The sequence below is a fragment of the Chryseobacterium sp. PvR013 genome (assembly GCF_017833095.1).
In the GTDB taxonomy this organism is placed as follows: Bacteria; Bacteroidota; Bacteroidia; order Flavobacteriales; family Weeksellaceae; genus Chryseobacterium; species Chryseobacterium culicis_A.
This window is the reverse complement of the sequence record NZ_JAFIBT010000001.1, coordinates 4,271,972-4,291,573: the sequence shown is the minus strand read 5'-3', so window position 1 is coordinate 4,291,573 and position 19,602 is coordinate 4,271,972. Positions and strand designations below refer to the sequence as shown.

Here is a 19,602-nt window from a genome sequence, read left to right as displayed (position 1 = left end):
AATCATTTTGAAGGATAAAATAAGTGACACGTCTCTTGCCATCAAGGCGGAAGACAGAATATTTTAGACATCAGGCTTAAAAAAAGAAAGTTTCTAAGTTTTTTAGGGACGAAAAATTATCTATTTTAGCGAGGCAAAAAATCTGGATACTGACTGACAGCAATGATTCTCCATTGGGGATCATCCTTTCAGACAGGATAGAAGATATACAAAGAATGAGAAGACAAAGTGGAGTCTCAAAATTTTTAATGAAAGGAACAATGAAATTTAGAAATTGGTTTTTATTAATTCTACTCTTTTTAGCGACAGGAATTAATGCGCAGATAAAAAATCCCGTAAAGTTTAAATTTACCATCAACGATCTTGGAAACAATCAGTACGAAGCAGTATTGAATGCTACTATGGAAAGCGGATGGCATATTTACTCCAAAGATTTACCGGAAGATACAGGTATTCCTACCGAATATAAAGTTACCGGAAAAAACATTGAGCTGATTGGAAAATTTACCGAGGTCGGGAAAAAACATGAAGAATTTTCTGAAGCGTTTGGAGGAACAATTGTTTTCTACTCCAATTCTGCTGGATTTAAGCAAAAATTTAAATTAAAAGATCCGACAAAACCTGCAGATGTCACTTCTGAGATTACGTATCAGACCTGTGACGACAGAGTTTGTCTGGCTCCCAACACCTTAGAATTCAATCAAAAAGTTACTCCAAAAGGGGCAACGGAAGAGATGGCAACTGAGGAAGCGGTTCCTGCAAAAGATTCTGTAAAAACAGTTGAGACAATAACTGAAAATCCAGCAAAAACAGAAGCTACGATTACAGAAACTTCTAAATTGGATCCTAAACAACTGAAAATTGAAAGTATTGATTTCAAAAAACCATTGACGGATTGTGGTACAGCTTCTACCAAAGTGGATGAAAACTACTGGACGTATTTATTCCTTGGGTTTATCGGGGGATTAATCGCTTTGCTTACTCCATGCGTTTTCCCAATGATTCCACTGACCGTTTCATTCTTTACCAAAGGAAGCAAAAACAAAGCAAAAGGAAAAAGAGATGCTCTTATTTATGGGTTTTTCATCCTTCTTATTTTCGTTTTACTGAGTATTCCTTTCCACATTATTGATGGGATTGCCGGAAATGTCTTCAACGAGATTTCCACCAGTGTATGGCTGAATATTGCTTTCTTTATCATATTCATCTTCTTTGCCGGAAGTTTCTTCGGGTATTATGATATCACACTACCGAGTTCTATTGCCAACAAATCTTCTAAAGCGGAAGAGGCAGGAGGAATTATCGGTATTTTCTTCATGGCATTAACGCTGGTAATTGTTTCTTTCTCATGTACAGGACCTATTTTAGGAAGTTTACTGGGAAGTGCAGTAACAGGTTCCACAAATGTTCCTATGCTGCTAACCTTTGCTTTGGCAGGATTCGGGCTGGCATGGGCAATTATTTTTGGTTTACTGGCTTTATTCCCGCAGGCATTGCAAAGTCTTCCGAAATCAGGAGGATGGATGAATACCGTAAAAGTGGTGTTAGGGTTCGTAGAACTGGCATTAGCATTGAAATTTTTATCTAAAGCAGATCTTGTTTCTAAAACCTTCTTCTTAAAAAGAGAGCTTTTCATTGCAATCTGGATCATTATTGCCTTAGGATTAGCATTATATTTATTAGGATTGATCAGATTCCCACATGATGATAAAAAGCCTAAAATCTCAATCACAAGAAAGGTATTGGGTGTATTGGGAATCGGTTTTGTCATCTACCTGGTACAAGGTTTAATCCCGTCTGATCGTCCGAAGCTTCAGTTATTAAGCGGAATTTTACCTCCTCTGAATGTAAGTTATTTCCATGATGAAAAAGACGGAATTTTAGGAATGCATCCGGAACACGACTTCTTCAAAGCAATAGAACTGGCTAAAAAAGAAGATAAACCGATCTTAATTGACTTCACCGGGTACGGATGTGAAAACTGTAGAAAAATGGAGGAGTTTGTTTGGAGTGAACCAGACATCTTGCCTATCCTACAGAATGACGTAGTACTGGCTTCTCTTTATGTGGATGACAAGGAAGAGCTTCCTGAGGATCAGAAAACCAAAATTGACCTTGGAGACGGACAAATCAAAAAGGTAAAAACAATTGGGGACAGATGGAGTTTATTCCAACAGGTGAACTTTAACAATAATTCCCAGCCTCACTATGTTTTAATCACTCCTGACGGAAAAGTAATTAATACTCCTGTTTCAGGATACATGCCGAAAGAGGATTTCAAAAAATTCCTGGAATGCGGGGTGAACTTCTATAAAAAGAATAAATAATTTATTTACATATCATTTAAAAAACTCACACTTTACCGTGTGAGTTTTTTATTTTAATGAATTAAATAAACAATAAAACACCAAACGTAGTACAAAATTAATTACATTTGAATAACCATCACTTATTCAAATACATATGAAACATTTAACATCTACTCTTTTATTCTTTACTTTTTCAATAATAACAGCCCAAACTGCTCCTTCTATACAATGGCAGAAAGCATTGGGTGGCAGCCAGAGTGAATCCGCAAATGCTATCCAGCAAACCTCTGACGGAGGATATATTGTTGCAGGAAACTCTATGTCCAATGATGGAGATTTGAGCGGCCACCACGGACAAGGAGATTATTGGATCATAAAACTTGATTCGGCCGGAAATATAGTATGGCAAAAATCTCTCGGGGGAAGTAATCTGGATACTGCACAATCTATCCGACAGACTATAGACGGGGGATATATTGTTGCCGGATCATCCAACTCAAATGATGGAGATATTACCGGGTATCATGGAAACTATGACTTCTGGATTGTAAAAATGGATGCTAATGGAAATATACAATGGCAGAAGTCTTTAGGTGGGAGTAATCTCGATCAGGCTCTGTCTATTCAACAGACCGTTGAAGGCGGATATATTGCTGTCGGCTGGTCAAGCTCTAATGATGGAGATGTGAGTGGAAACCAGGGAGGACAGGATTACTGGGTTGTAAAATTAGACAATAGCGGAAATATAGAATGGCAAAAATCATTAGGGGGAAGCGGCAGCGACCAAGCCTCTTCTGTACAGCAAACGTTTGATGGTGGATATATTATTGCGGGATCTACAACTTCCAATAACGGTCATGTTACCGGAAACAATGGCGGTTACGACTTTTGGGTAGTAAAACTGAACTACGCAGGAAATATGCAGTGGCAAAAAACATTAGGAAATAATAGTAATAATATAGCTTCTTCTGTACAGCAGGCTTTTGATGGCGGATACATTGTTGCGGGAACTTCTTTTAATCCTTTGCATTCTGAAAACGGACTTCCTGATTATTGGGTGGTAAAATTAAATAGTAATGGTATTCCTCAGTGGGATAAATATTTTGGAGGAAGTGCTCATGATAATGGCATAGCAATCCGGCAGACAAGCGAATGGGATTACATTTTTGCGGGCTGGACTGCTTCCAATAACGGACAGGTAACCGGAAATCATGGAAATAATGATTGCTGGATCATAAAAATGGACAGTAACGGAAATCTGAAATGGGAAAAGACTCTAGGAGGGAGTAATTATGAAAACTTAACTGCTGTAGAGCTAACTGATGATAATGGTTATATTATTTCAGGAAGTACAGAATCTATAGACGGAGATGTTACAGGAAATCATGGTTTACTTGATGCCTGGGTAGTTAAGTTAAATCAGGAACAATTAGGAATTTCAGAAAGCCAGAAGACTGCTCAACCTAACCTCTACCCCAATCCGGCAAAAGATTTCTTTTATGCAGATCATCTGCCACAGGAAAGCAGTATTGATATTATCGATATGTCGGGAAGAAAAATATTCTCTCAAAAGTATAATGAGAAAAAAATAAAAATCAATACCAATACATTCTCTGAAGGAATTTACATGGTACAGATAAAAAATAAAAACGGAATCATTCTTTCAAAGAAAATAACAGTAAACAGGTAAGCCGTTTGTCAATATTTCAGCCATTCAAACTCAATATCATAAAAAGAGTAAAAGAAACAGGATTTTTTTTCAAATTCAGCACAAAAACAATCAATAAATTCATGAATCTATTGATTACTTCACAAACAAGGCATGTGTTTTGTAAGAATTATTCAAAAAAAATACCGTTTAACATTTAAAAACATTAATCATGGCAGAAGTAATTGCACAAGAAAAACAAGGCAGCAAACAAAAGAAAAAAATGATCAGAGTAGATATGACTCCTATGGTAGATTTGGGATTCCTGCTCATCACATTCTTTATGTTCACTACCAATTTTACAAAACCCAACGTAATGGATCTGGGATTACCGGCAAAAGATCCTAACCCTCACCCTAAGGATATTCCGGTAATAGGAGATAAAAATCAGATTACCTTTATCCTTGGAAAAGACAACCGTGTATTTTATCATCAAAGCAATGCTAAAGATTTAAATGCAGGAACCCTTAAAGAAACTGATTTCAGTGGAATAAAAATTTCAAAAATCATTGCTGAAGCCTATAAAAATGCTCCGGTTCCCAACAACTTCACTGTTATTGTAAAACCAACAGATGAAGCTAATTATAAGAATTTTGTAGACATGCTGGACAATCTTGCTATTTCCAAAAAGGAACGATATGGCGTAACAGATATCAAGCCTTGGGAAACAAAGATTTACAAGGAATTAACTCAATAAAAGACGAAGAGCATTGTAAAAATGCTCTTTTTTTGACTAAATTTGAAAGGAGAAACAGATCCGCAGCACGCAACCTGCTGTATTATTTTAACCTTCTATAACTTTGGAATTATGCTAAACTTTGAAAGAAAAGGAAACGGAAAAGAAACTTTAGTACTTCTGCACGGATTTATGGAAAACCTGACCATCTGGAGCGATATGGAGTCTCATCTTTCTAAAGATTTTTCACTGCTCAAAATTGACCTTCCCGGCCACGGACAGTCTGAAATTCAGGCTGAAGTTCACACCATGGAATTGATGGCTGAGGAAGTAAAAAAAGTTTTAGACCATCAGAATTTAGAAAAAGTTCACCTTCTGGGACATTCCATGGGAGGCTATACTTCGCTTGCCTTTGCTGAAAAATATCCCAGTTCTTTAAAAACTTTAACGTTATTTTTCTCTACTTACTTTCCGGATGATGAAGAGAAAAAACAACAGCGTATCAAAAGCTACAGAATTATAAAGGATGCATTTGCCCACTATGCCAGAGCCGGAATTCCCAACTTATTCAATCCGAATGAAAGAGATATCCTGGAAGGGAAAATTGAAACCGCTCTTGAAACCGCACTTTCCACCAACAATATGGGGGCACTTGCCTGTGTAAAAGGTATGGTAGAAAGAACCGACAAAAAACATGTTCTGGAAAATCTGGAAGCAAAAATCTTAGTATTGGCAGGGAAACATGACAATGCTGTAAAAACCGACATGATGATTAAACATCTTCCGGACAGAACCAATATCAAATCTTATATCCTGGACTGCGGACACAACGGGCATTGGGAAAAACCGGGTATCTGTGCTGAAATCATCAATACAGAACTTCTTCATAATCTTCCTAAGAAGCTGGTCTTATAACATTGTTTTCATCATATATTAAAGCCGTGTTTAATAAAAAATCCTGTATATTAGTAGAGGATAATTTTTGTAATGGCTTTATTCTCATTCAAAAAAAAGAAACCACCGGCACCACCGGTTATCGGACTTACACTTTCAGGCGGAGGAATGCGTGGAATTGCCCATATTGCCGTACTGAAAGCGCTGGAAGAATACAACCTGAAGCCGCACATTATCTCCGGAACAAGTGCGGGATCTATCATTGGCGCTTTTTATTCTTTTGGAAAAACACCGGATGAGATGATGGAAATTGTGAGACAAACCTCTTTTTTCTCCAGATCAGCTTTAAAATTATCAAAAAATGGAATTTTCAGTTCTAATTTTATTTTAAAACTTTTCAAAGATTATTTCCCGGAAGACAATTTCAGTATTTTAGAAATCCCTATGTATGTTGCAGCCACAGAGATGACTCATGGTATTGTTGACTTTTTTTCTGAAGGAGAACTTTTCGGTCCCTTGCTGGCTTCTTCCAGTGTTCCTTTCATCCTTCCTCCGGTAAGAATTGGTGAAAAAATTTATGTGGATGGCGGCGTTCTTGACAATCTTCCCATTGAGCCTATTATGGACAAATGCAACTTCCTGATTGCATCCCATGTGAACTCGATCAGCTATGATGAACTCAATAAAATGAGTCTTATGAAAGAATTTGACAGGATTCTCCATTTGGCCATCGCAAAATCCGTGTATTCTAAAGCGAAATACTGCAATATATTTTTAGATCCGCCTAAAATGACGAAGTACAGTCTTTTCAACAAAAGGTATATGGATGAAATGTTTCAGCAGGTCTACGAATATACCTGTCTGGAACTTGAAGAAAAAGGGTTTCGCAAAAGTTAATAAGTTTAAGAAACCGGGAATGGATAAGCTATTTCAGCTTTTCATCCCATTATAACCCTTCCTCTTTTACTTTAGCTTTAAAGTTCACGATAGTTCCGGCTAAAGAATCCAAAGATTTCCCTCCGGCAGCATTGATGTGCCCTCCACCATTAAAATATTTTCTTGAGAATTGGTTCACATCCACATCATCTTTACTTCTGAATGAAATTTTAACAAAATCCTCATACAGATCTTCCATAAAGAATGCAGACATTTTCACTCCGGCAATGCTTAAACCATAATTAACAAATCCTTCCGTATCTCCCTTCTGGAATCCAAATTCTTTAAGCTCGTTTCTTGTAAGGCTTAATACAGCTACTGTTCCCTCATTCACTACCTCAATTCTTCCCAGAACCAAAGCAAGTAAATGCAGTCGGGAAACTGTGTTGGTATCCCAGGTATTAGAGGTGATCATGGCAGGATCTGCTCCATGTTCAATAAGATTGGCAATAATTCTGTGCGTGGTAGCACTTGTAGAACGAAAACGGAAACCTCCAGTATCCGTCATAATTCCGGTATAAAGACATTCCGCCATATCCTGATTCACCAGTTTTTCATCATTCATTGCCTCAATGAAATGATAGATCATCTGTGAAGTGGCAGGAATTACCGTATCAGAATAAACGAAATCAAATTTTTCCGGCTGCTGATGGTGGTCAATAAGAATTTTCTTTCCCGGAGCTTTTACCAACCAGTCTCCCAACAATCCGATTCTTGAAGGAGAATTAAAATCCAGGCAGAAAATAACATCTGCTCCTGCAATCATATCAGAAGCCAGTTTTCTTTTGTACTCAGCAATGATAACTTTTTTAGATTCCGGCATCCATTTCAGAAACTTAGGAAAATCATTAGGTACGATAACTTCTGCATGAATTCCTTTGGCTTTCAGATAATGTTTCAATCCCAAGCTTGACCCAATAGCATCTCCATCCGGATTGTAATGGGTAAGGATAACTATTTTGCTCTCCTGGGTAAGTAATGTATTGATATCTAAAAGTTCTGCTGGTGTAAACATCCGGTGTTTATTTTTCGTTAAAATTAAAGTTTTCAAAGATAGAGCTTTTATATAAATCATTTAAATATTATTTTTGTACCGGAAAATGGTTTTTCCATGAGGGTTTGTCAATACCCGACTGAAAAACGCAACATTTAATTTTAAAAAAAGATATATAAAATTTGTAACTTATAAAAATTTATATATCTTTGCAACCTGAAAATTAATAGATTAATTACGATTTAAACATATAGTAATGAGTAAAAGAACATTCCAGCCATCAGAAAGAAAGAAAAGAAACAAACACGGTTTCAGAGAAAGAATGTCTACGCCAAATGGAAGAAGAGTTTTGGCTGCGAGAAGAGCTAAAGGCAGAAAGAGTTTAACTGTAAGTGCATCACGCGCTAAGAGATAATTCTACATTATCATATACAAAACATGCTTGAGAAGTTCCTTTTCAGGCATTTTTTGTTGTTAAAATTTACTAAAATTTAGGCTGTATCAACATCTTTTTCTATTTTTAAAAGTTGAAATATTTTTGTTAGAAATAGTCTTTAAAATTAAATTATGCCACATACAAATATCTCCGGAGAAAACATCATAAGTTTACAAAACGCAAAGATTGCCCAAAAAAACTTCACTGTGCTTTCTGATGTAAATCTTAACATTAAAAAAGGTAGATTCTGTTATCTTATTGGAAAAACAGGTTCCGGAAAAAGTTCTCTTCTGAAAACGCTTTACGGACACATTCCATTGGCATCAGGACACGGAGCTGTTGTAGGATTTGACCTGGCAAAACTAAAACCATCTGACATTCCCAATCTTAGAAGAAAGCTAGGAATCGTATTCCAGGATTTCCAGTTACTTTCTGACAGAACAGTTGAAAAGAACCTGAAGTTTGTTCTTGAAGCTACTGGATGGAATGACAAAGTAAAAATAGAAGACCGTATCAATGAGGTTTTAGGAAGCGTGAACATGAAAAGCAAAAAGCACAAAATGCCTCACGAACTTTCCGGAGGAGAGCAACAACGTATTGCCATCGCAAGAGCTCTTCTTAACCACCCTGATCTTATCTTAGCCGATGAGCCTACAGGAAACCTTGACCCTGAAACTTCCAACGAAATTATGACCCTGTTAAAGCAGGTAGCTCTTGAAAATGGCGCTGCAGTAGTAATGGCAACACATGATTATCATATGATTCAAAACTTCCCTGGTGAAGCCATCAGATGTGAAGACGGGAAAGTTTCTGTATTGGATACATCTGAGTTATTTGAATAAGAATAAAAAATAAAGAGTTCAGAAATAACTAACTTCTAAAATCTAATTTCTAACTTCTTCACTTAAAAACATGAAACTCTTTGGTGAGTTCAAGATATGGGTCCGAGTATTGTCTCGGACTTTTTTCTATAATAAAGTCCGATTCGTCAATGTCTTTTTCTTCTGATGAAAACTCCAGAATCAGCCTTTTTGCTTTTGAATTTTCAATTCCTTTGATATGCACTCTTCGGATCAGAAACAGATTATTTTCTTTCCCAATTGAAACAAAAAGTTCTCCAGCCTCAACAGGAATAATGACAGAAAAAATCCCACCTTTTGATAAAAGCTGAGATGCTTTGGATATCAGCTGCACGAAGTTTAACTCAATCGTCTGACGGGCAATTTTATCCTTTTCAGACCCCGACTCTTCGAAATATGGAGGATTGGAAACAATAAGATCAAACTGATCTTTCGTTTCAAAAGTTTTAAAATCCTGATGTCTGTTTTGCAACCTTGTATGAAAAGGAGAGTTTTCAAAATTAAGTCTGGTAAGCCTTGCTGCATCTTCATTAATATCAAGTCCCAAAAATTCAGCATGAAGATTTCTCTGGGCCAGCATAAGAGAAATTAAGCCTGTACCCGTTCCTACTTCCAAAACACTGGAAGCACTTTCAATACTAGCTAAAGCGCCAAGCAAAACCCCGTCTGTTCCTACACGGAAGACATCTTTAGACTGCTCAATTTTAAATTGCTTAAAGGTAAAAGGTTTCACTATAAATTGGTAGGCAGTGTAATAATGAAGGTAGACCCTTTTCCTATTTCAGATTTTACAGAGATCTCTCCTTTATAATCTTCAATCATTTTTCTCACCATAGACAACCCCAGCCCCATTCCACTGCTTTTAGAAGTAAAATTCGGTTCAAAGATTCTTTCGTACATATTTTCAGGAATTCCTATTCCGTTATCCTGAACAGAAATAATCACTCGTCTCTGGTGCTGTTCCACATCTACATTAATGATCAGTTTTCTTTCATCACTTTCCGCCTGTTTCGCATTGGTAACAAGGTTGGTTATAATCCTGGAAAGATAAATTCTGTCCATATTGATCATAATATTCGTCTTGTTGGCATGCATGAAAATACTGTCATCATTAAATACACGGAGAATGTCTTCAACTTCAGTATTCAGATTAATAACTTCATTATTTTTTTCAGGAAGTTTCGCAAATTCTGAGAATGCCGAGGCTACAGTAGCAATCAGGTCAATCTGATCTACAATCGTTTTACTCATCTGTTTTACTCTCTCTCTGATATTGGGATCTTCAGGATCAAATTTTCTTTCAAAATTTTGAATGGTCAGCTTCATTGGAGTCAATGGGTTCTTCACCTCATGAGCCACCTGCTTAGCCATCTCTCTCCACGCTTCTTCAGATGCCTTGAACCTAAGTCTTTCTTTCTGGTCCTGAATCTGCAGAATCATTCTGTTATAAGCTCTCGCCAAAGCATTAAGTTCATCATTTTTATAGTACCTGATGGGACGCATTTCATTTTCAAACAATGTAATACGGGTAATCATATCAGAAAATTTCGTAATGGTTTTTGCAAGGCTGTTAGACGTAACCCAACTGATCCATATACTAAAAAGAATAAGGAATATATCGACTAAAAGAATATATTTTACATACTGATGAAGAACTTCAAGATAAGCAGATTCATTGTGGTATAAAGGGATATAAACAATTCCGATGGGTTCAAGCTCATTGTTTTTCAACAAAAGATAAGAAGAAGTAAGCTTAGCATCTTTGGCAGCATCATAATTAATCATATCTACTCTTGCATCAGTAGACAGGATTTTATTGATAATCTCTATAGGAATTGTTTTCTGCTCAACTAAACCTTCATCTTTATTGGAAAGCAAATAGTGTCCTTTCAGATCATAAATAAAAATATCATGCTGGTTGATATCCGCTATTTCAAAGATTTTATTCCCTAAAACTTCCGGAAGGTCTTTTGTTTCTATAAGTGTCTGACTTACCGCATAGTCCAGATACCGCATTACCGCATTGGTCTTGTCCTGCATATCGATATTACTCTGCTGCAAAGAATGATTTCTCAGCACAAAGTAAGGGACAAGAGATGTAGCAACGACACTTAAAAAACATACCAGTAAGAAACCGAAGAACACCCGATTCCTTAAGCTATATCCTTTATACTTGTTTATTGACATTCTACTTTTTAATTAACCTAGCAATATACTTACCAATAATATCAAATTCCAGGTTTACTGTATCACCAATTTTCAAATGTTTCATATTCGTAAATTCCCAAGTATAAGGAATAATGGCTACGGAAAACTGATCGTCTTCGCTTTTAGCAACCGTAAGACTGATCCCGTTTACTGTAATTGACCCCTGAGGTACCGTCACAAAACTTCCGTCATTTTCATATTTCATGGTGATAAAATAACTTCCGTCTTTATTTTCAATACTCACCACTTCACCGGTTTTATCAACATGTCCCTGAACAATATGACCATCCAGTCTCCCATCCATCTTCATACAACGCTCAAGATTCACAACTGTTCCTAATTCCCATTTTCCAAGATTGGTCTTTTCCAGTGTTTCATTGATCGCTGTAACCACATAATGATGGTCTTTTATCTCCACAACTGTAAGGCAACAGCCGTTGTGTGCAAGGCTCTGATCAATTTTAAGTTCGTTTGTAAAGGGGCATGTCAGGGTGAAATCTATATTGCTTCCTTTTTCTTCAATCTTCTCAATAACACCAACTGCTTCAATAATTCCTGTGAACATATTATTTTTTGCTAAATTTGTAAATTATAATCTTCAAAGATAATCAAAATGAGCCCAAAAAACCATAAAGTACGAGTAGGAATTTCAATCGGTGATTTCAACGGCATCGGTCCGGAGATCATCATGAAGTCTCTGAAAGACAAAACTATTACAGATTTTTTCACTCCTGTAATTTTTGGTTCGGGAAAATTATTCACTTATCAGAAAAATATTTTTAAGCTGAATCTTAACTTCAACTATGTTAACGAGGCCTCACAGGCACAGGTAGGAAAACTCAATATGGTTAACCTTACCAAAGAAAACGTGAATGTAGAATTGGGAGTTCCTACTGAAGAATCCACAAAAATGGCGATTGATTCTTTAGAAGCGGCTACTGAAGCTTTGATGAAAGGAGATATTGATGTACTGGTAACCGCTCCTATCAACAAAGATGAGATGGTAAAAATGGGCTTTAAACACGCCGGACACACTGGATATTTTGAAGAGAAATTCAGCAAAAAGGGATTAATGTTCCTTGTCACTGAAGATCTTAAAGTAGCTGTTTCCACCCATCATATTCCTATTGCTCAGGTAGCTGAAAATATTTCCAAGGAAAAAATAAAGAAACAGATCAGGGTATTAAATCAGACTCTTATAGAGGATTTCTGTATTCAAAAGCCTAAAATTGCGGTATTGGGGTTAAATCCTCACGCAGGAGACGGCGGTGTTATCGGAAATGAAGAAATTGAAATTATCAGCCCCACTATTAAAGAACTTTCTGACAACGGAATATTGGCATTCGGACCTTTCCCTGCAGACAGCTTTTTCCAACCGAACAAATACAAAAATTTCGATGCCGTACTCGCAATGTATCATGATCAGGGGCTGGCTCCTTTCAAAACATTAGCGTACGAAGAAGGAGTAAATTATACCGCAGGACTTCCTTTTATCAGAACATCTCCCGATCACGGAGTTGCTTATGATATCGCAGGAAAAAACATCGCTGATGAACAAAGTTTCACAGAAGCGATCTTCACGGCTATCAAAGTTTTCAAAAACAGAAGTGAATACAGAGAACTGATGAGCGACCGCCTGCAGCCTAGAAAAATAACTGTAGACAACGGAATAGACGAAGATCTACCAGAGGAAACTGAAGCATAAATCTTTAAAACAAATTTTAAATTAATTTGTTTCAGATTTTATTTGTTATTATAAAAAAAATGCATATTTTTGCACACTCATTTTATGGACAAGTTAAGAAACTATGACGTAAGCTTTTCCGGACTTAAAAACGGAAGACACGAGTTCAAGTTTGAGATAGATAATACGTTCTTTCAATTATTTGACACTGAGCAGGAATTTACAAATCCTAGAATAGAAGTGAAGGTATCACTTGATAAACACACTACTTTTCTGGAATTTGAGATTAAAATTAATGGATGGGTTGAGTTAGTTTGTGATATCACAAATGAAGATTTCGACTATCCTATTGAAAATGAAATCAAAATTTTGGTGAATTTCGGGGAAGAATATGATGACAGCAATGAAGATGTTATTACTATTCCTACCGCAGAGCATGCTTTCAATGTAGCACATTTGATTTATGAAAATGTAATGCTTTCTATCCCGATGAAAAAGATTTCACCCAATGTAAGTGATGAAGATCTTAAAATTCTTGACCAGTTCAGTCCTAAAGATATTGAGGTAACTGAAGAAGAAGAACATGAAAGTGACCCTAGATGGGATGCTTTAAGAAAATTAAAAGACAATAATTAAATAGAATAATTTAAATATGATGAGATGATGAATCTCATCGCTCATCAATTAAAAAAGTTATTAGAAAATGGCACATCCAAAGAGAAGACAATCGTCCACAAGAAGAGATAAGAGAAGAACTCACTACAAAGCTGTAGTTCCTCAATTAGCTAAAGATGCAACAACAGGAGAGCTTCACCTATACCACAGAGCTCACTGGCATGAAGGAAAACTTTACTACAGAGGTAAAGTAGTATTGGAAAAAGAAGTAGCTGCTACTGAAGAAAACTAAGAGTCGCTTTTCATTGAAAAAGCCTCATTTTAATACAAAAACCGCCCAATTTTGATAAAATTTGGCGGTTTTTTGTTGTTTTTTACGTTTTTTTGGTATCTTTGACCCAAAATCAAATATCAAATTTATGGACATTAAAGACATACAAAATCTTATCAAGTTTGTATCTAAAGCTGAAGTTTCAGAAGTGAAGTACAAGACTAAAGATTTCGAAATCACTATTAAAACTCCATTAGCTGGAAGCGATACTGTTTACGCACAACCTGCAGTATACCACACTGCTCCACAAGCAGTAGCTGCTCCGGCACCTGTTGCAACTCAGGCTGCTGCACCTGCTGCTGAGAAAGCTGAAGCTGCATCTGATGACAGCAAATATGTAACGATCAAGTCTCCAATGATTGGTACTTTCTATAGAAAACCATCTCCTGATAAAGATGTATTTGTAAATGTAGGTGATGATGTTTCTGTTGGTAAAGTAGTTTGTGTTATTGAAGCAATGAAACTATTCAACCAGATTGAATCTGAAATCAGCGGAAAAATTGTTAAAATTTTAGTTGACGATGCTACTCCTGTAGAGTATGACCAACCTTTATTCTTAGTAGATCCATCTTAAGGAATTTTAGATTACAGATTATAAATTTTAGATGAATCTTTTTTCATTTAAAATAATTTAAAATTCAAAATTTATAATTTAAAATTTCGGAGAGATGTTCAAAAAAATATTAATAGCCAATCGTGGCGAAATTGCAATGCGTATTTTACGTACTTGTAAAGAAATGGGGATCAAAACTGTTGCGGTATACTCTACTGCTGATAAAGACAGTCTTCACGTAAGATTTGCTGATGAAGCGGTATGTATTGGCCCTGCAATGAGTAAAGACTCCTATCTTAAAATCCCTAACATTATTGCTGCAGCAGAGATTACCAATGCTGACGCTATTCACCCAGGTTACGGATTCTTATCTGAAAACGCTAACTTCTCAAGAATCTGCCAGAAAAACGGTATCAAATTTATCGGTGCTTCTCCTGAGCAGATTGAAAAAATGGGTGATAAAGCTAATGCTAAAGCAACCATGAAAGCAGCAGGTGTACCATGTGTACCTGGTTCTGACGGATTGATCGAATCTTACGAACATGCTGTAAAAGTAGCGGAAGAAACAGGATATCCGGTAATGATCAAAGCAACTGCCGGTGGTGGTGGAAAAGGGATGAGAGCGGTTTGGAAAGCTGAAGACCTTAAAGACCACTGGGAATCTGCTATTCAGGAAGCTGTAGCTGCCTTTGGAAACGGAGGTATGTATATGGAGAAACTGATTGAAGAGCCTAGACACATTGAAATTCAGGTTGCGGGTGACCAATTCGGTAAAGCTTGCCACCTTTCTGAAAGAGACTGTTCTGTACAGAGAAGAAATCAGAAATTAACTGAAGAAACGCCTTCTCCTTTCATGACAGACGAACTTCGTGAAAAAATGGGTGACGCTGCTGTAAAAGCTGCTGAATTCATTGGATATGAAGGTGTGGGGACTATTGAATTCCTTGTAGACAAGCACAGAAATTTCTATTTCATGGAAATGAATACAAGAATCCAGGTAGAGCACCCTATTACTGAACAGGTAATTGATTATGACCTGATCAGAGAACAAATTCTTCTTGCTGCAGGAACTCCTATTTCAGGAATCAATTATTACCCTAAATTACATTCAATCGAGTGTAGAATCAACGCAGAAGATCCTTATGCAGACTTCAGACCATCTCCAGGAAAAATCACAGGATTAAATATCCCTGGCGGACACGGAATCAGAGTAGACACTCACGTATATTCCGGATACAGTATTCCTTCTAACTACGATTCAATGATTGCTAAGCTTATCACTACGGCTCAGACCCGTGAAGAAGCCATTGCAAAAATGAGACGTGCTCTTGAGGAATTCTATATTGAAGGAGTGAAAACAACCATTCCTTTCCACAGACAACTGATGGATAATGAAGATTATCTTGCAGGAAACTATACTACAAAATTCATGGAGGATTTTGTAATGGACAGAAAATACGATAATCACTAAGATTATTTTAAAATAAAAATGAAACTGCCTCTTTTTGAGGCAGTTTTTGTTTTTAGCTGATCAGTTTAAAATTTTCCGTTAAAAATCTCAGAGAAGCCACTCCTGCATCTATTCCTCTTCATTCATAAAAATTGATACCCATACAGAAAATAAAATTTCATCACGATAAAGATATAATACCTATAACCGTCTGCGAACAGAGAAAATATTTTCCAATACCACATTATTCCGCCCTAAAATCTCCTTCAATTATACCCCAAAACGTCACTAGGCATTTGTTTATGCATATCATTAATATTGCGTAAATTTGTTGAAAACCAAAATATATGTCAACAGCAGAACAAACAAAAAACTCGCAGTATTTTATTGACCTTGAAGACAAACATGGAGCGCATAATTACCACCCACTTCCAGTAGTTCTGGATCGCGGAGAAGGTGTTTTCGTTTGGGATGTGGAAGGTAAAAGGTACTATGATTTTCTTTCAGCATATTCTGCTGTGAACCAAGGACATTCTCACCCTAAGATTGTAGGAGCATTGGTAGAACAGGCACAAAAACTAGCTCTAACTTCAAGAGCATTCTACAACTCTAAATTAGGAGAATATGAACAGAAAATAACAACTCTTTTTGGATTTGATAAGGTTTTACCTATGAACTCCGGAGCTGAAGCAGTAGAAACAGCTGTAAAACTAGCCCGAAAATGGAGTTATGAAGTAAAAGGAATTTCAGAAAATGCAGCGAAAATTATCGTTTGCGAAAACAATTTCCACGGAAGAACAACAACCATTGTTTCTTTCTCTAACGATCCGGATGCCAACCAAAATTATGGCCCTTTTACACCAGGATTTATCAAAATTCCTTACAACGATATTGCAGCACTGGAAGAAGTTCTTAGCAGAGAAGCAGCAAATATTGCAGCATTCCTTGTAGAACCAATTCAAGGGGAAGCCGGAGTATATGTTCCGGATGAAAACTTCCTTAAAAATGCTGCTGAACTATGTAAAAAGTACAACGTTTTATTCATTGCTGATGAAGTTCAGACCGGTATTGCAAGAACAGGAAAGCTTATTGCATGTCATCATGAAGATGTACAACCGGATATTTTAATCTTAGGAAAAGCCCTTTCCGGAGGAATGTATCCTGTATCTGCTGTTTTAGCGAATGACAACATCATGAATGTGATCAAACCTGGACAACACGGTTCTACATTTGGAGGAAACCCAATTGCATGTGCAGTTGCAGTAGCAGCACTAGATGTTGTAGCTGAAGAAAAATTATCTGAAAGAGCTGAAGAATTAGGAAAACTTTTCAGATCTGAAATTGAAAAGCTGATTGAAAAGTCAGACCTTATTACCAAAGTAAGAGGAAAAGGACTTTTAAATGCTATTCTGATCAACGATACTCCCGAAAGTTCTACTGCATGGAATCTTTGCCTGAAATTGAAAGAAAACGGATTGCTGGCAAAACCTACCCACGGTAACATCATCAGACTGGCACCACCATTGGTAATTACTGAAGAGCAGTTACTGGATTGCGTGAAGATTATTGAAAAGACTATTCTTGAGTATAAATAAATGGCTCTCTCCCTTGCAATCATCACTTATAATGAAGAAGAAAATATCGTAAGACTTCTAGATTCATTAATAGATATAGCTGATGAAATTATCATTGTTGATAGCTTTTCAACAGATAGGACAAAAGAAATCTGCACTCAAAAATATCCGCAGGTACAATTCTTTGAGAAAAAATTTAACGGGTATGGTGAACAAAAAAACCATGCCCTTAATTTATGTTCCCATGAATGGGTACTGTTTCTGGATGCTGACGAAGTTCCTGATGAAAATCTGAAAAGATCTATACAGAAGATCGTTTCTTCAGCAAGCACAGAATTCAATGTGTATAAGGCTGCATTCAACAATCATTTAGGGACTCACCTGATCAAACATGGAGGTTGGGGAAATGTATGCCGTGAAAGGCTGTTCAGAAAAGAATATGCAGCATATTCTCATGATAAAGTTCATGAATTTTTGATTACCTATGAAAAAGTAGGGCTTCTCGAAGGAAAACTGAATCATTATACTTACAAAAGCATTCACCATCATGTCTTGAAAATCAATAAATATTCTGATATGATGGCTGAAAAAATGTTTGAAAGAGGAAAAAAAATCAATAGATTTAAAATCATTGTAAGCCCAATGTTTGAATTTATCAAGGTTTTTATTTTCAAACTGGGTTTTCTGGATGGATTTCCAGGGTATTATATTGCTAAAACGATGTCCTATTACACTTTTTTGAAATATATTAAATTGCGTGAAAAAATAAGACTCCAGGAACTTGAAAAAAATACGGTAAAATAGTATGATCATGTATATTATTCCTGTTTTATTGGCGGTATTTATCGTCATATATTTCCGTCTTTATCTGTTTGCTTTTCCGCATAACAGACTTGTCATTCTCATGTACCATCAGGTTGAAAAAGAAAGCCATGAAGATCTTACAGTCAGTGTAAAGAACCTTGAACAGCAGTTTTCCTATCTAAGCCGTAAAAAATATACTCCTCATTTTTTTTCTGAGCTTACCATTTCATCAAAGAAAAATATTATCATTACTTTTGATGATGGGTACAAAAATAATCTTGAATATCTGCCGTCCTTACTGGAAAAGTATGATCTGAAAGCTACTATTTTTATTCCAACCGGATTTATTGAAAAGGGATATAACAATTATTCCATGATGACCTTTGACGAAATCAGAAGTCTGGATAAAAAATATTTTGAGATTGCCCTTCACAGTCATGCCCATGAAAACTTAAAAAACGTTTCTATTGATTTTATAGAAAAAGATCTAAAAAAAAATATGGAAATCCTCGATGTCCACAACATCAGGTATTCAAAGGTTTTGGCATATCCTTATGGAAAATATCCACAAAAAAAAGAAGACAAATTAACTTTTTTTTCCATTTTAAAAAAAATAGGAATTGAATTTGCAGTAAGAATTGGAAATAAAGTAAATTATTACCCTACCCAGCGCCCATACGAGCTGTGTAGAATTGATATAAAAGGCAAAGATTCGATTATAAAATTCAAATTAAAACTTATCTTTGGCAGATTAAAACTATTTTAAAAAACAATTATAAGGAAGTATTCACATACTCCTCTATCAAACAAATCGTTGTGATGAATATAAGTGGTTTAATCATAACATATAATGAAGAAAAAAATATACAGGATATCCTTGAGTCTTTTGATTTTTGTGATGAAATAATAGTAGTAGACTCTTTTAGTACGGATAAAACTGTAGAAATTGCGAAGAAATTCTCTAATGTAAAGGTGATTCAAAATAAATTTGAAGACTTTACAAAGCAAAGAAATCTGGCTCTGAAAGCTGCAACAAACGACTGGGTTTTATTTTTAGATGGTGATGAAAGAATTACACCGGCCCTGAAGCAGGAAATTATCGATGAGCTAAATAAACCCGAGCAAAAGGATGCCTATTATTTTTACAGGAAATTCTTTTTTGCCCAGAAACCGATTCATTTTTCAGGAACTCAGTCTGATAAAAATTTCAGACTCTTCAGAAAATCGAAGGCCATCTATATGGCAGGAAAAAAGGTACATGAAACTCTGGAGGTTAATGGAACCATTGGAATTTTAAAAAATAAATTACTCCATTACTCCGTTTCAGATTATGAATCTTACAAAAAGAAAATGATTCATTACGGAGTTTTAAAGGGGAAAGAAATGGCTGCTAAAGGAAAAAAGTACAATGTTTTAGTTCAATATCTTAAAACAGCTTTTAAATTCTTTAAAGCCTATATAATGAGACTTGGTATTTTAGACGGAAAAGAAGGCTATCAGTTATCTTATCTGCAGTCTTTAAGCGTCTACGAAACCTATGAATCATTAAAAAAAGAGCAAAATTAGTTGA

Annotated in this window: 20 protein-coding genes; 16 read left to right on the top strand and 4 right to left on the bottom strand. The window is 36.1% G+C overall.

The annotated features are described in order from the left end of the window. The first annotated feature begins 260 nt into the window (after positions 1 to 260). The 5 genes from JOE44_RS19540 (at position 261) to JOE44_RS19520 (ending at position 6,484) form a co-directional block, all read left to right on the top strand. On the top strand, positions 261 to 2,327 hold the full coding sequence (locus JOE44_RS19540) for a thioredoxin family protein (RefSeq protein WP_209789261.1): 2,067 nt from the start codon (positions 261 to 263) through the stop codon (positions 2,325 to 2,327). Positions 2,328 to 2,463: 136 nt separating this feature from the next. Continuing rightward, positions 2,464 to 3,999 carry a T9SS type A sorting domain-containing protein gene (locus JOE44_RS19535; RefSeq protein ID WP_209786873.1) on the top strand — a complete coding sequence of 512 codons (1,536 nt, stop codon included), beginning with the start codon at positions 2,464 to 2,466 and terminating at the stop codon, positions 3,997 to 3,999. A gap of 190 nt (positions 4,000 to 4,189) precedes the next feature. Then, positions 4,190 to 4,714: a biopolymer transporter ExbD gene (locus tag JOE44_RS19530; RefSeq protein WP_209786872.1), complete on the top strand. Its 525-nt coding sequence runs from the start codon at positions 4,190 to 4,192 to the stop codon at positions 4,712 to 4,714. A 111-nt stretch (positions 4,715 to 4,825) separates the two neighbouring features. Beyond that, positions 4,826 to 5,608, top strand: coding sequence for an alpha/beta hydrolase (locus JOE44_RS19525; RefSeq protein ID WP_209786871.1), 783 nt, complete (start codon positions 4,826 to 4,828; stop codon positions 5,606 to 5,608). Positions 5,609 to 5,680: 72 nt separating this feature from the next. Continuing rightward, complete coding sequence (locus JOE44_RS19520) at positions 5,681 to 6,484, top strand: patatin-like phospholipase family protein (RefSeq protein WP_209786870.1); 804 nt, start codon at positions 5,681 to 5,683, stop codon at positions 6,482 to 6,484. 49 nt (positions 6,485 to 6,533) lie between these two features. Here JOE44_RS19520 and JOE44_RS19515 read toward each other — a convergent pair whose 3' ends face one another. Next, on the bottom strand, positions 6,534 to 7,538 hold the full coding sequence (locus JOE44_RS19515) for a bifunctional oligoribonuclease/PAP phosphatase NrnA (RefSeq protein WP_209786869.1): 1,005 nt from the start codon (positions 7,536 to 7,538) through the stop codon (positions 6,534 to 6,536). 235 nt (positions 7,539 to 7,773) lie between these two features. On the opposite strand from JOE44_RS19515, the gene rpmH reads away from it, so the two are divergent. Together rpmH and JOE44_RS19505 are read left to right on the top strand one after the other, a co-directional pair. Then, a complete protein-coding gene (gene rpmH / locus JOE44_RS19510; protein WP_040997588.1) occupies positions 7,774 to 7,932 on the top strand; it encodes a 50S ribosomal protein L34 in 159 nt (52 codons plus the stop codon). A 152-nt stretch (positions 7,933 to 8,084) separates the two neighbouring features. Continuing rightward, positions 8,085 to 8,795, top strand: coding sequence for an ATP-binding cassette domain-containing protein (locus JOE44_RS19505; RefSeq protein WP_105681706.1), 711 nt, complete (start codon positions 8,085 to 8,087; stop codon positions 8,793 to 8,795). Positions 8,796 to 8,853: 58 nt separating this feature from the next. On the opposite strand, the gene JOE44_RS19500 is transcribed toward JOE44_RS19505, so the two are convergent. Genes JOE44_RS19500 through JOE44_RS19490 form a run of 3 tightly spaced genes read right to left on the bottom strand, consistent with a single transcriptional unit; the run spans position 8,854 to position 11,586 of the window. Next, positions 8,854 to 9,546, bottom strand: coding sequence for a methyltransferase (locus JOE44_RS19500; RefSeq protein WP_209786868.1), 693 nt, complete (start codon positions 9,544 to 9,546; stop codon positions 8,854 to 8,856). Continuing rightward, on the bottom strand, positions 9,546 to 11,000 hold the full coding sequence (locus JOE44_RS19495; protein ID WP_209786867.1) for a HAMP domain-containing sensor histidine kinase: 1,455 nt from the start codon (positions 10,998 to 11,000) through the stop codon (positions 9,546 to 9,548). Before JOE44_RS19495 ends, JOE44_RS19500 begins: the two co-directional genes overlap by 1 nt. Before the next feature lies 1 nt (position 11,001). Further along, positions 11,002 to 11,586, bottom strand: a complete 585-nt coding sequence (locus JOE44_RS19490) for a riboflavin synthase (RefSeq protein ID WP_209786866.1) — start codon at positions 11,584 to 11,586, stop codon at positions 11,002 to 11,004. Positions 11,587 to 11,634: 48 nt separating this feature from the next. On the opposite strand from JOE44_RS19490, the gene pdxA reads away from it, so the two are divergent. The 9 genes from pdxA to JOE44_RS19445 all read left to right on the top strand — a co-directional run bounded on the left by pdxA (position 11,635) and on the right by JOE44_RS19445 (position 19,598). Continuing rightward, positions 11,635 to 12,726, top strand: coding sequence for a 4-hydroxythreonine-4-phosphate dehydrogenase PdxA (gene pdxA / locus JOE44_RS19485; RefSeq protein WP_209786865.1), 1,092 nt, complete (start codon positions 11,635 to 11,637; stop codon positions 12,724 to 12,726). Positions 12,727 to 12,810: 84 nt separating this feature from the next. After that, entirely contained in the window at positions 12,811 to 13,341 is a 531-nt protein-coding gene (locus tag JOE44_RS19480) for a DUF177 domain-containing protein (RefSeq protein WP_209786864.1), read from the top strand. Between the two features lie 67 nt (positions 13,342 to 13,408). Further along, on the top strand, positions 13,409 to 13,612 hold the full coding sequence (rpmF, locus tag JOE44_RS19475; RefSeq protein ID WP_002976251.1) for a 50S ribosomal protein L32: 204 nt from the start codon (positions 13,409 to 13,411) through the stop codon (positions 13,610 to 13,612). Positions 13,613 to 13,739: 127 nt separating this feature from the next. Next, a complete protein-coding gene (gene accB, locus JOE44_RS19470; RefSeq protein WP_209786863.1) occupies positions 13,740 to 14,225 on the top strand; it encodes an acetyl-CoA carboxylase biotin carboxyl carrier protein in 486 nt (161 codons plus the stop codon). 94 nt (positions 14,226 to 14,319) lie between these two features. Continuing rightward, on the top strand, positions 14,320 to 15,675 hold the full coding sequence (accC, locus tag JOE44_RS19465) for an acetyl-CoA carboxylase biotin carboxylase subunit (RefSeq protein ID WP_047385963.1): 1,356 nt from the start codon (positions 14,320 to 14,322) through the stop codon (positions 15,673 to 15,675). Between the two features lie 326 nt (positions 15,676 to 16,001). After that, complete coding sequence (gene rocD / locus JOE44_RS19460) at positions 16,002 to 17,249, top strand: ornithine--oxo-acid transaminase (RefSeq protein WP_209786862.1); 1,248 nt, start codon at positions 16,002 to 16,004, stop codon at positions 17,247 to 17,249. Further along, positions 17,250 to 18,032: a glycosyltransferase family 2 protein gene (locus JOE44_RS19455; protein WP_209786861.1), complete on the top strand. Its 783-nt coding sequence runs from the start codon at positions 17,250 to 17,252 to the stop codon at positions 18,030 to 18,032. A 1-nt stretch (position 18,033) separates the two neighbouring features. Continuing rightward, positions 18,034 to 18,798, top strand: a complete 765-nt coding sequence (locus JOE44_RS19450) for a polysaccharide deacetylase family protein (protein ID WP_209786860.1) — start codon at positions 18,034 to 18,036, stop codon at positions 18,796 to 18,798. A gap of 53 nt (positions 18,799 to 18,851) precedes the next feature. Continuing rightward, complete coding sequence (locus JOE44_RS19445) at positions 18,852 to 19,598, top strand: glycosyltransferase family 2 protein (protein WP_105681716.1); 747 nt, start codon at positions 18,852 to 18,854, stop codon at positions 19,596 to 19,598. Positions 19,599 to 19,602: the final 4 nt, after the last annotated feature.

Excerpts from the sequence above, each read along its gene's own strand:
- JOE44_RS19535 (WP_209786873.1), top strand. The coding sequence starts at position 2,464 with ATGAAACATTTAACATCTACTCTTTTATTCTTTACTTTTTCAATAATA.
- rocD (WP_209786862.1), top strand. The coding sequence starts at position 16,002 with ATGTCAACAGCAGAACAAACAAAAAACTCGCAGTATTTTATTGACCTT.
- accB (WP_209786863.1), top strand. The coding sequence starts at position 13,740 with ATGGACATTAAAGACATACAAAATCTTATCAAGTTTGTATCTAAAGCT.
- JOE44_RS19540 (WP_209789261.1), top strand. The coding sequence starts at position 261 with ATGAAATTTAGAAATTGGTTTTTATTAATTCTACTCTTTTTAGCGACA.
- JOE44_RS19450 (WP_209786860.1), top strand. The coding sequence starts at position 18,034 with ATGATCATGTATATTATTCCTGTTTTATTGGCGGTATTTATCGTCATA.
- JOE44_RS19480 (WP_209786864.1), top strand. The coding sequence starts at position 12,811 with ATGGACAAGTTAAGAAACTATGACGTAAGCTTTTCCGGACTTAAAAAC.
- accC (WP_047385963.1), top strand. The coding sequence starts at position 14,320 with ATGTTCAAAAAAATATTAATAGCCAATCGTGGCGAAATTGCAATGCGT.
- JOE44_RS19455 (WP_209786861.1), top strand. The coding sequence starts at position 17,250 with ATGGCTCTCTCCCTTGCAATCATCACTTATAATGAAGAAGAAAATATC.
- JOE44_RS19520 (WP_209786870.1), top strand. The coding sequence starts at position 5,681 with ATGGCTTTATTCTCATTCAAAAAAAAGAAACCACCGGCACCACCGGTT.
- JOE44_RS19495 (WP_209786867.1), bottom strand. The coding sequence starts at position 11,000 with ATGTCAATAAACAAGTATAAAGGATATAGCTTAAGGAATCGGGTGTTC.
- rpmH (WP_040997588.1), top strand. The coding sequence starts at position 7,774 with ATGAGTAAAAGAACATTCCAGCCATCAGAAAGAAAGAAAAGAAACAAA.
- JOE44_RS19505 (WP_105681706.1), top strand. The coding sequence starts at position 8,085 with ATGCCACATACAAATATCTCCGGAGAAAACATCATAAGTTTACAAAAC.
- JOE44_RS19445 (WP_105681716.1), top strand. The coding sequence starts at position 18,852 with ATGAATATAAGTGGTTTAATCATAACATATAATGAAGAAAAAAATATA.
- JOE44_RS19515 (WP_209786869.1), bottom strand. The coding sequence starts at position 7,538 with ATGTTTACACCAGCAGAACTTTTAGATATCAATACATTACTTACCCAG.
- JOE44_RS19530 (WP_209786872.1), top strand. The coding sequence starts at position 4,190 with ATGGCAGAAGTAATTGCACAAGAAAAACAAGGCAGCAAACAAAAGAAA.
- pdxA (WP_209786865.1), top strand. The coding sequence starts at position 11,635 with ATGAGCCCAAAAAACCATAAAGTACGAGTAGGAATTTCAATCGGTGAT.
- rpmF (WP_002976251.1), top strand. The coding sequence starts at position 13,409 with ATGGCACATCCAAAGAGAAGACAATCGTCCACAAGAAGAGATAAGAGA.
- JOE44_RS19525 (WP_209786871.1), top strand. The coding sequence starts at position 4,826 with ATGCTAAACTTTGAAAGAAAAGGAAACGGAAAAGAAACTTTAGTACTT.
- JOE44_RS19490 (WP_209786866.1), bottom strand. The coding sequence starts at position 11,586 with ATGTTCACAGGAATTATTGAAGCAGTTGGTGTTATTGAGAAGATTGAA.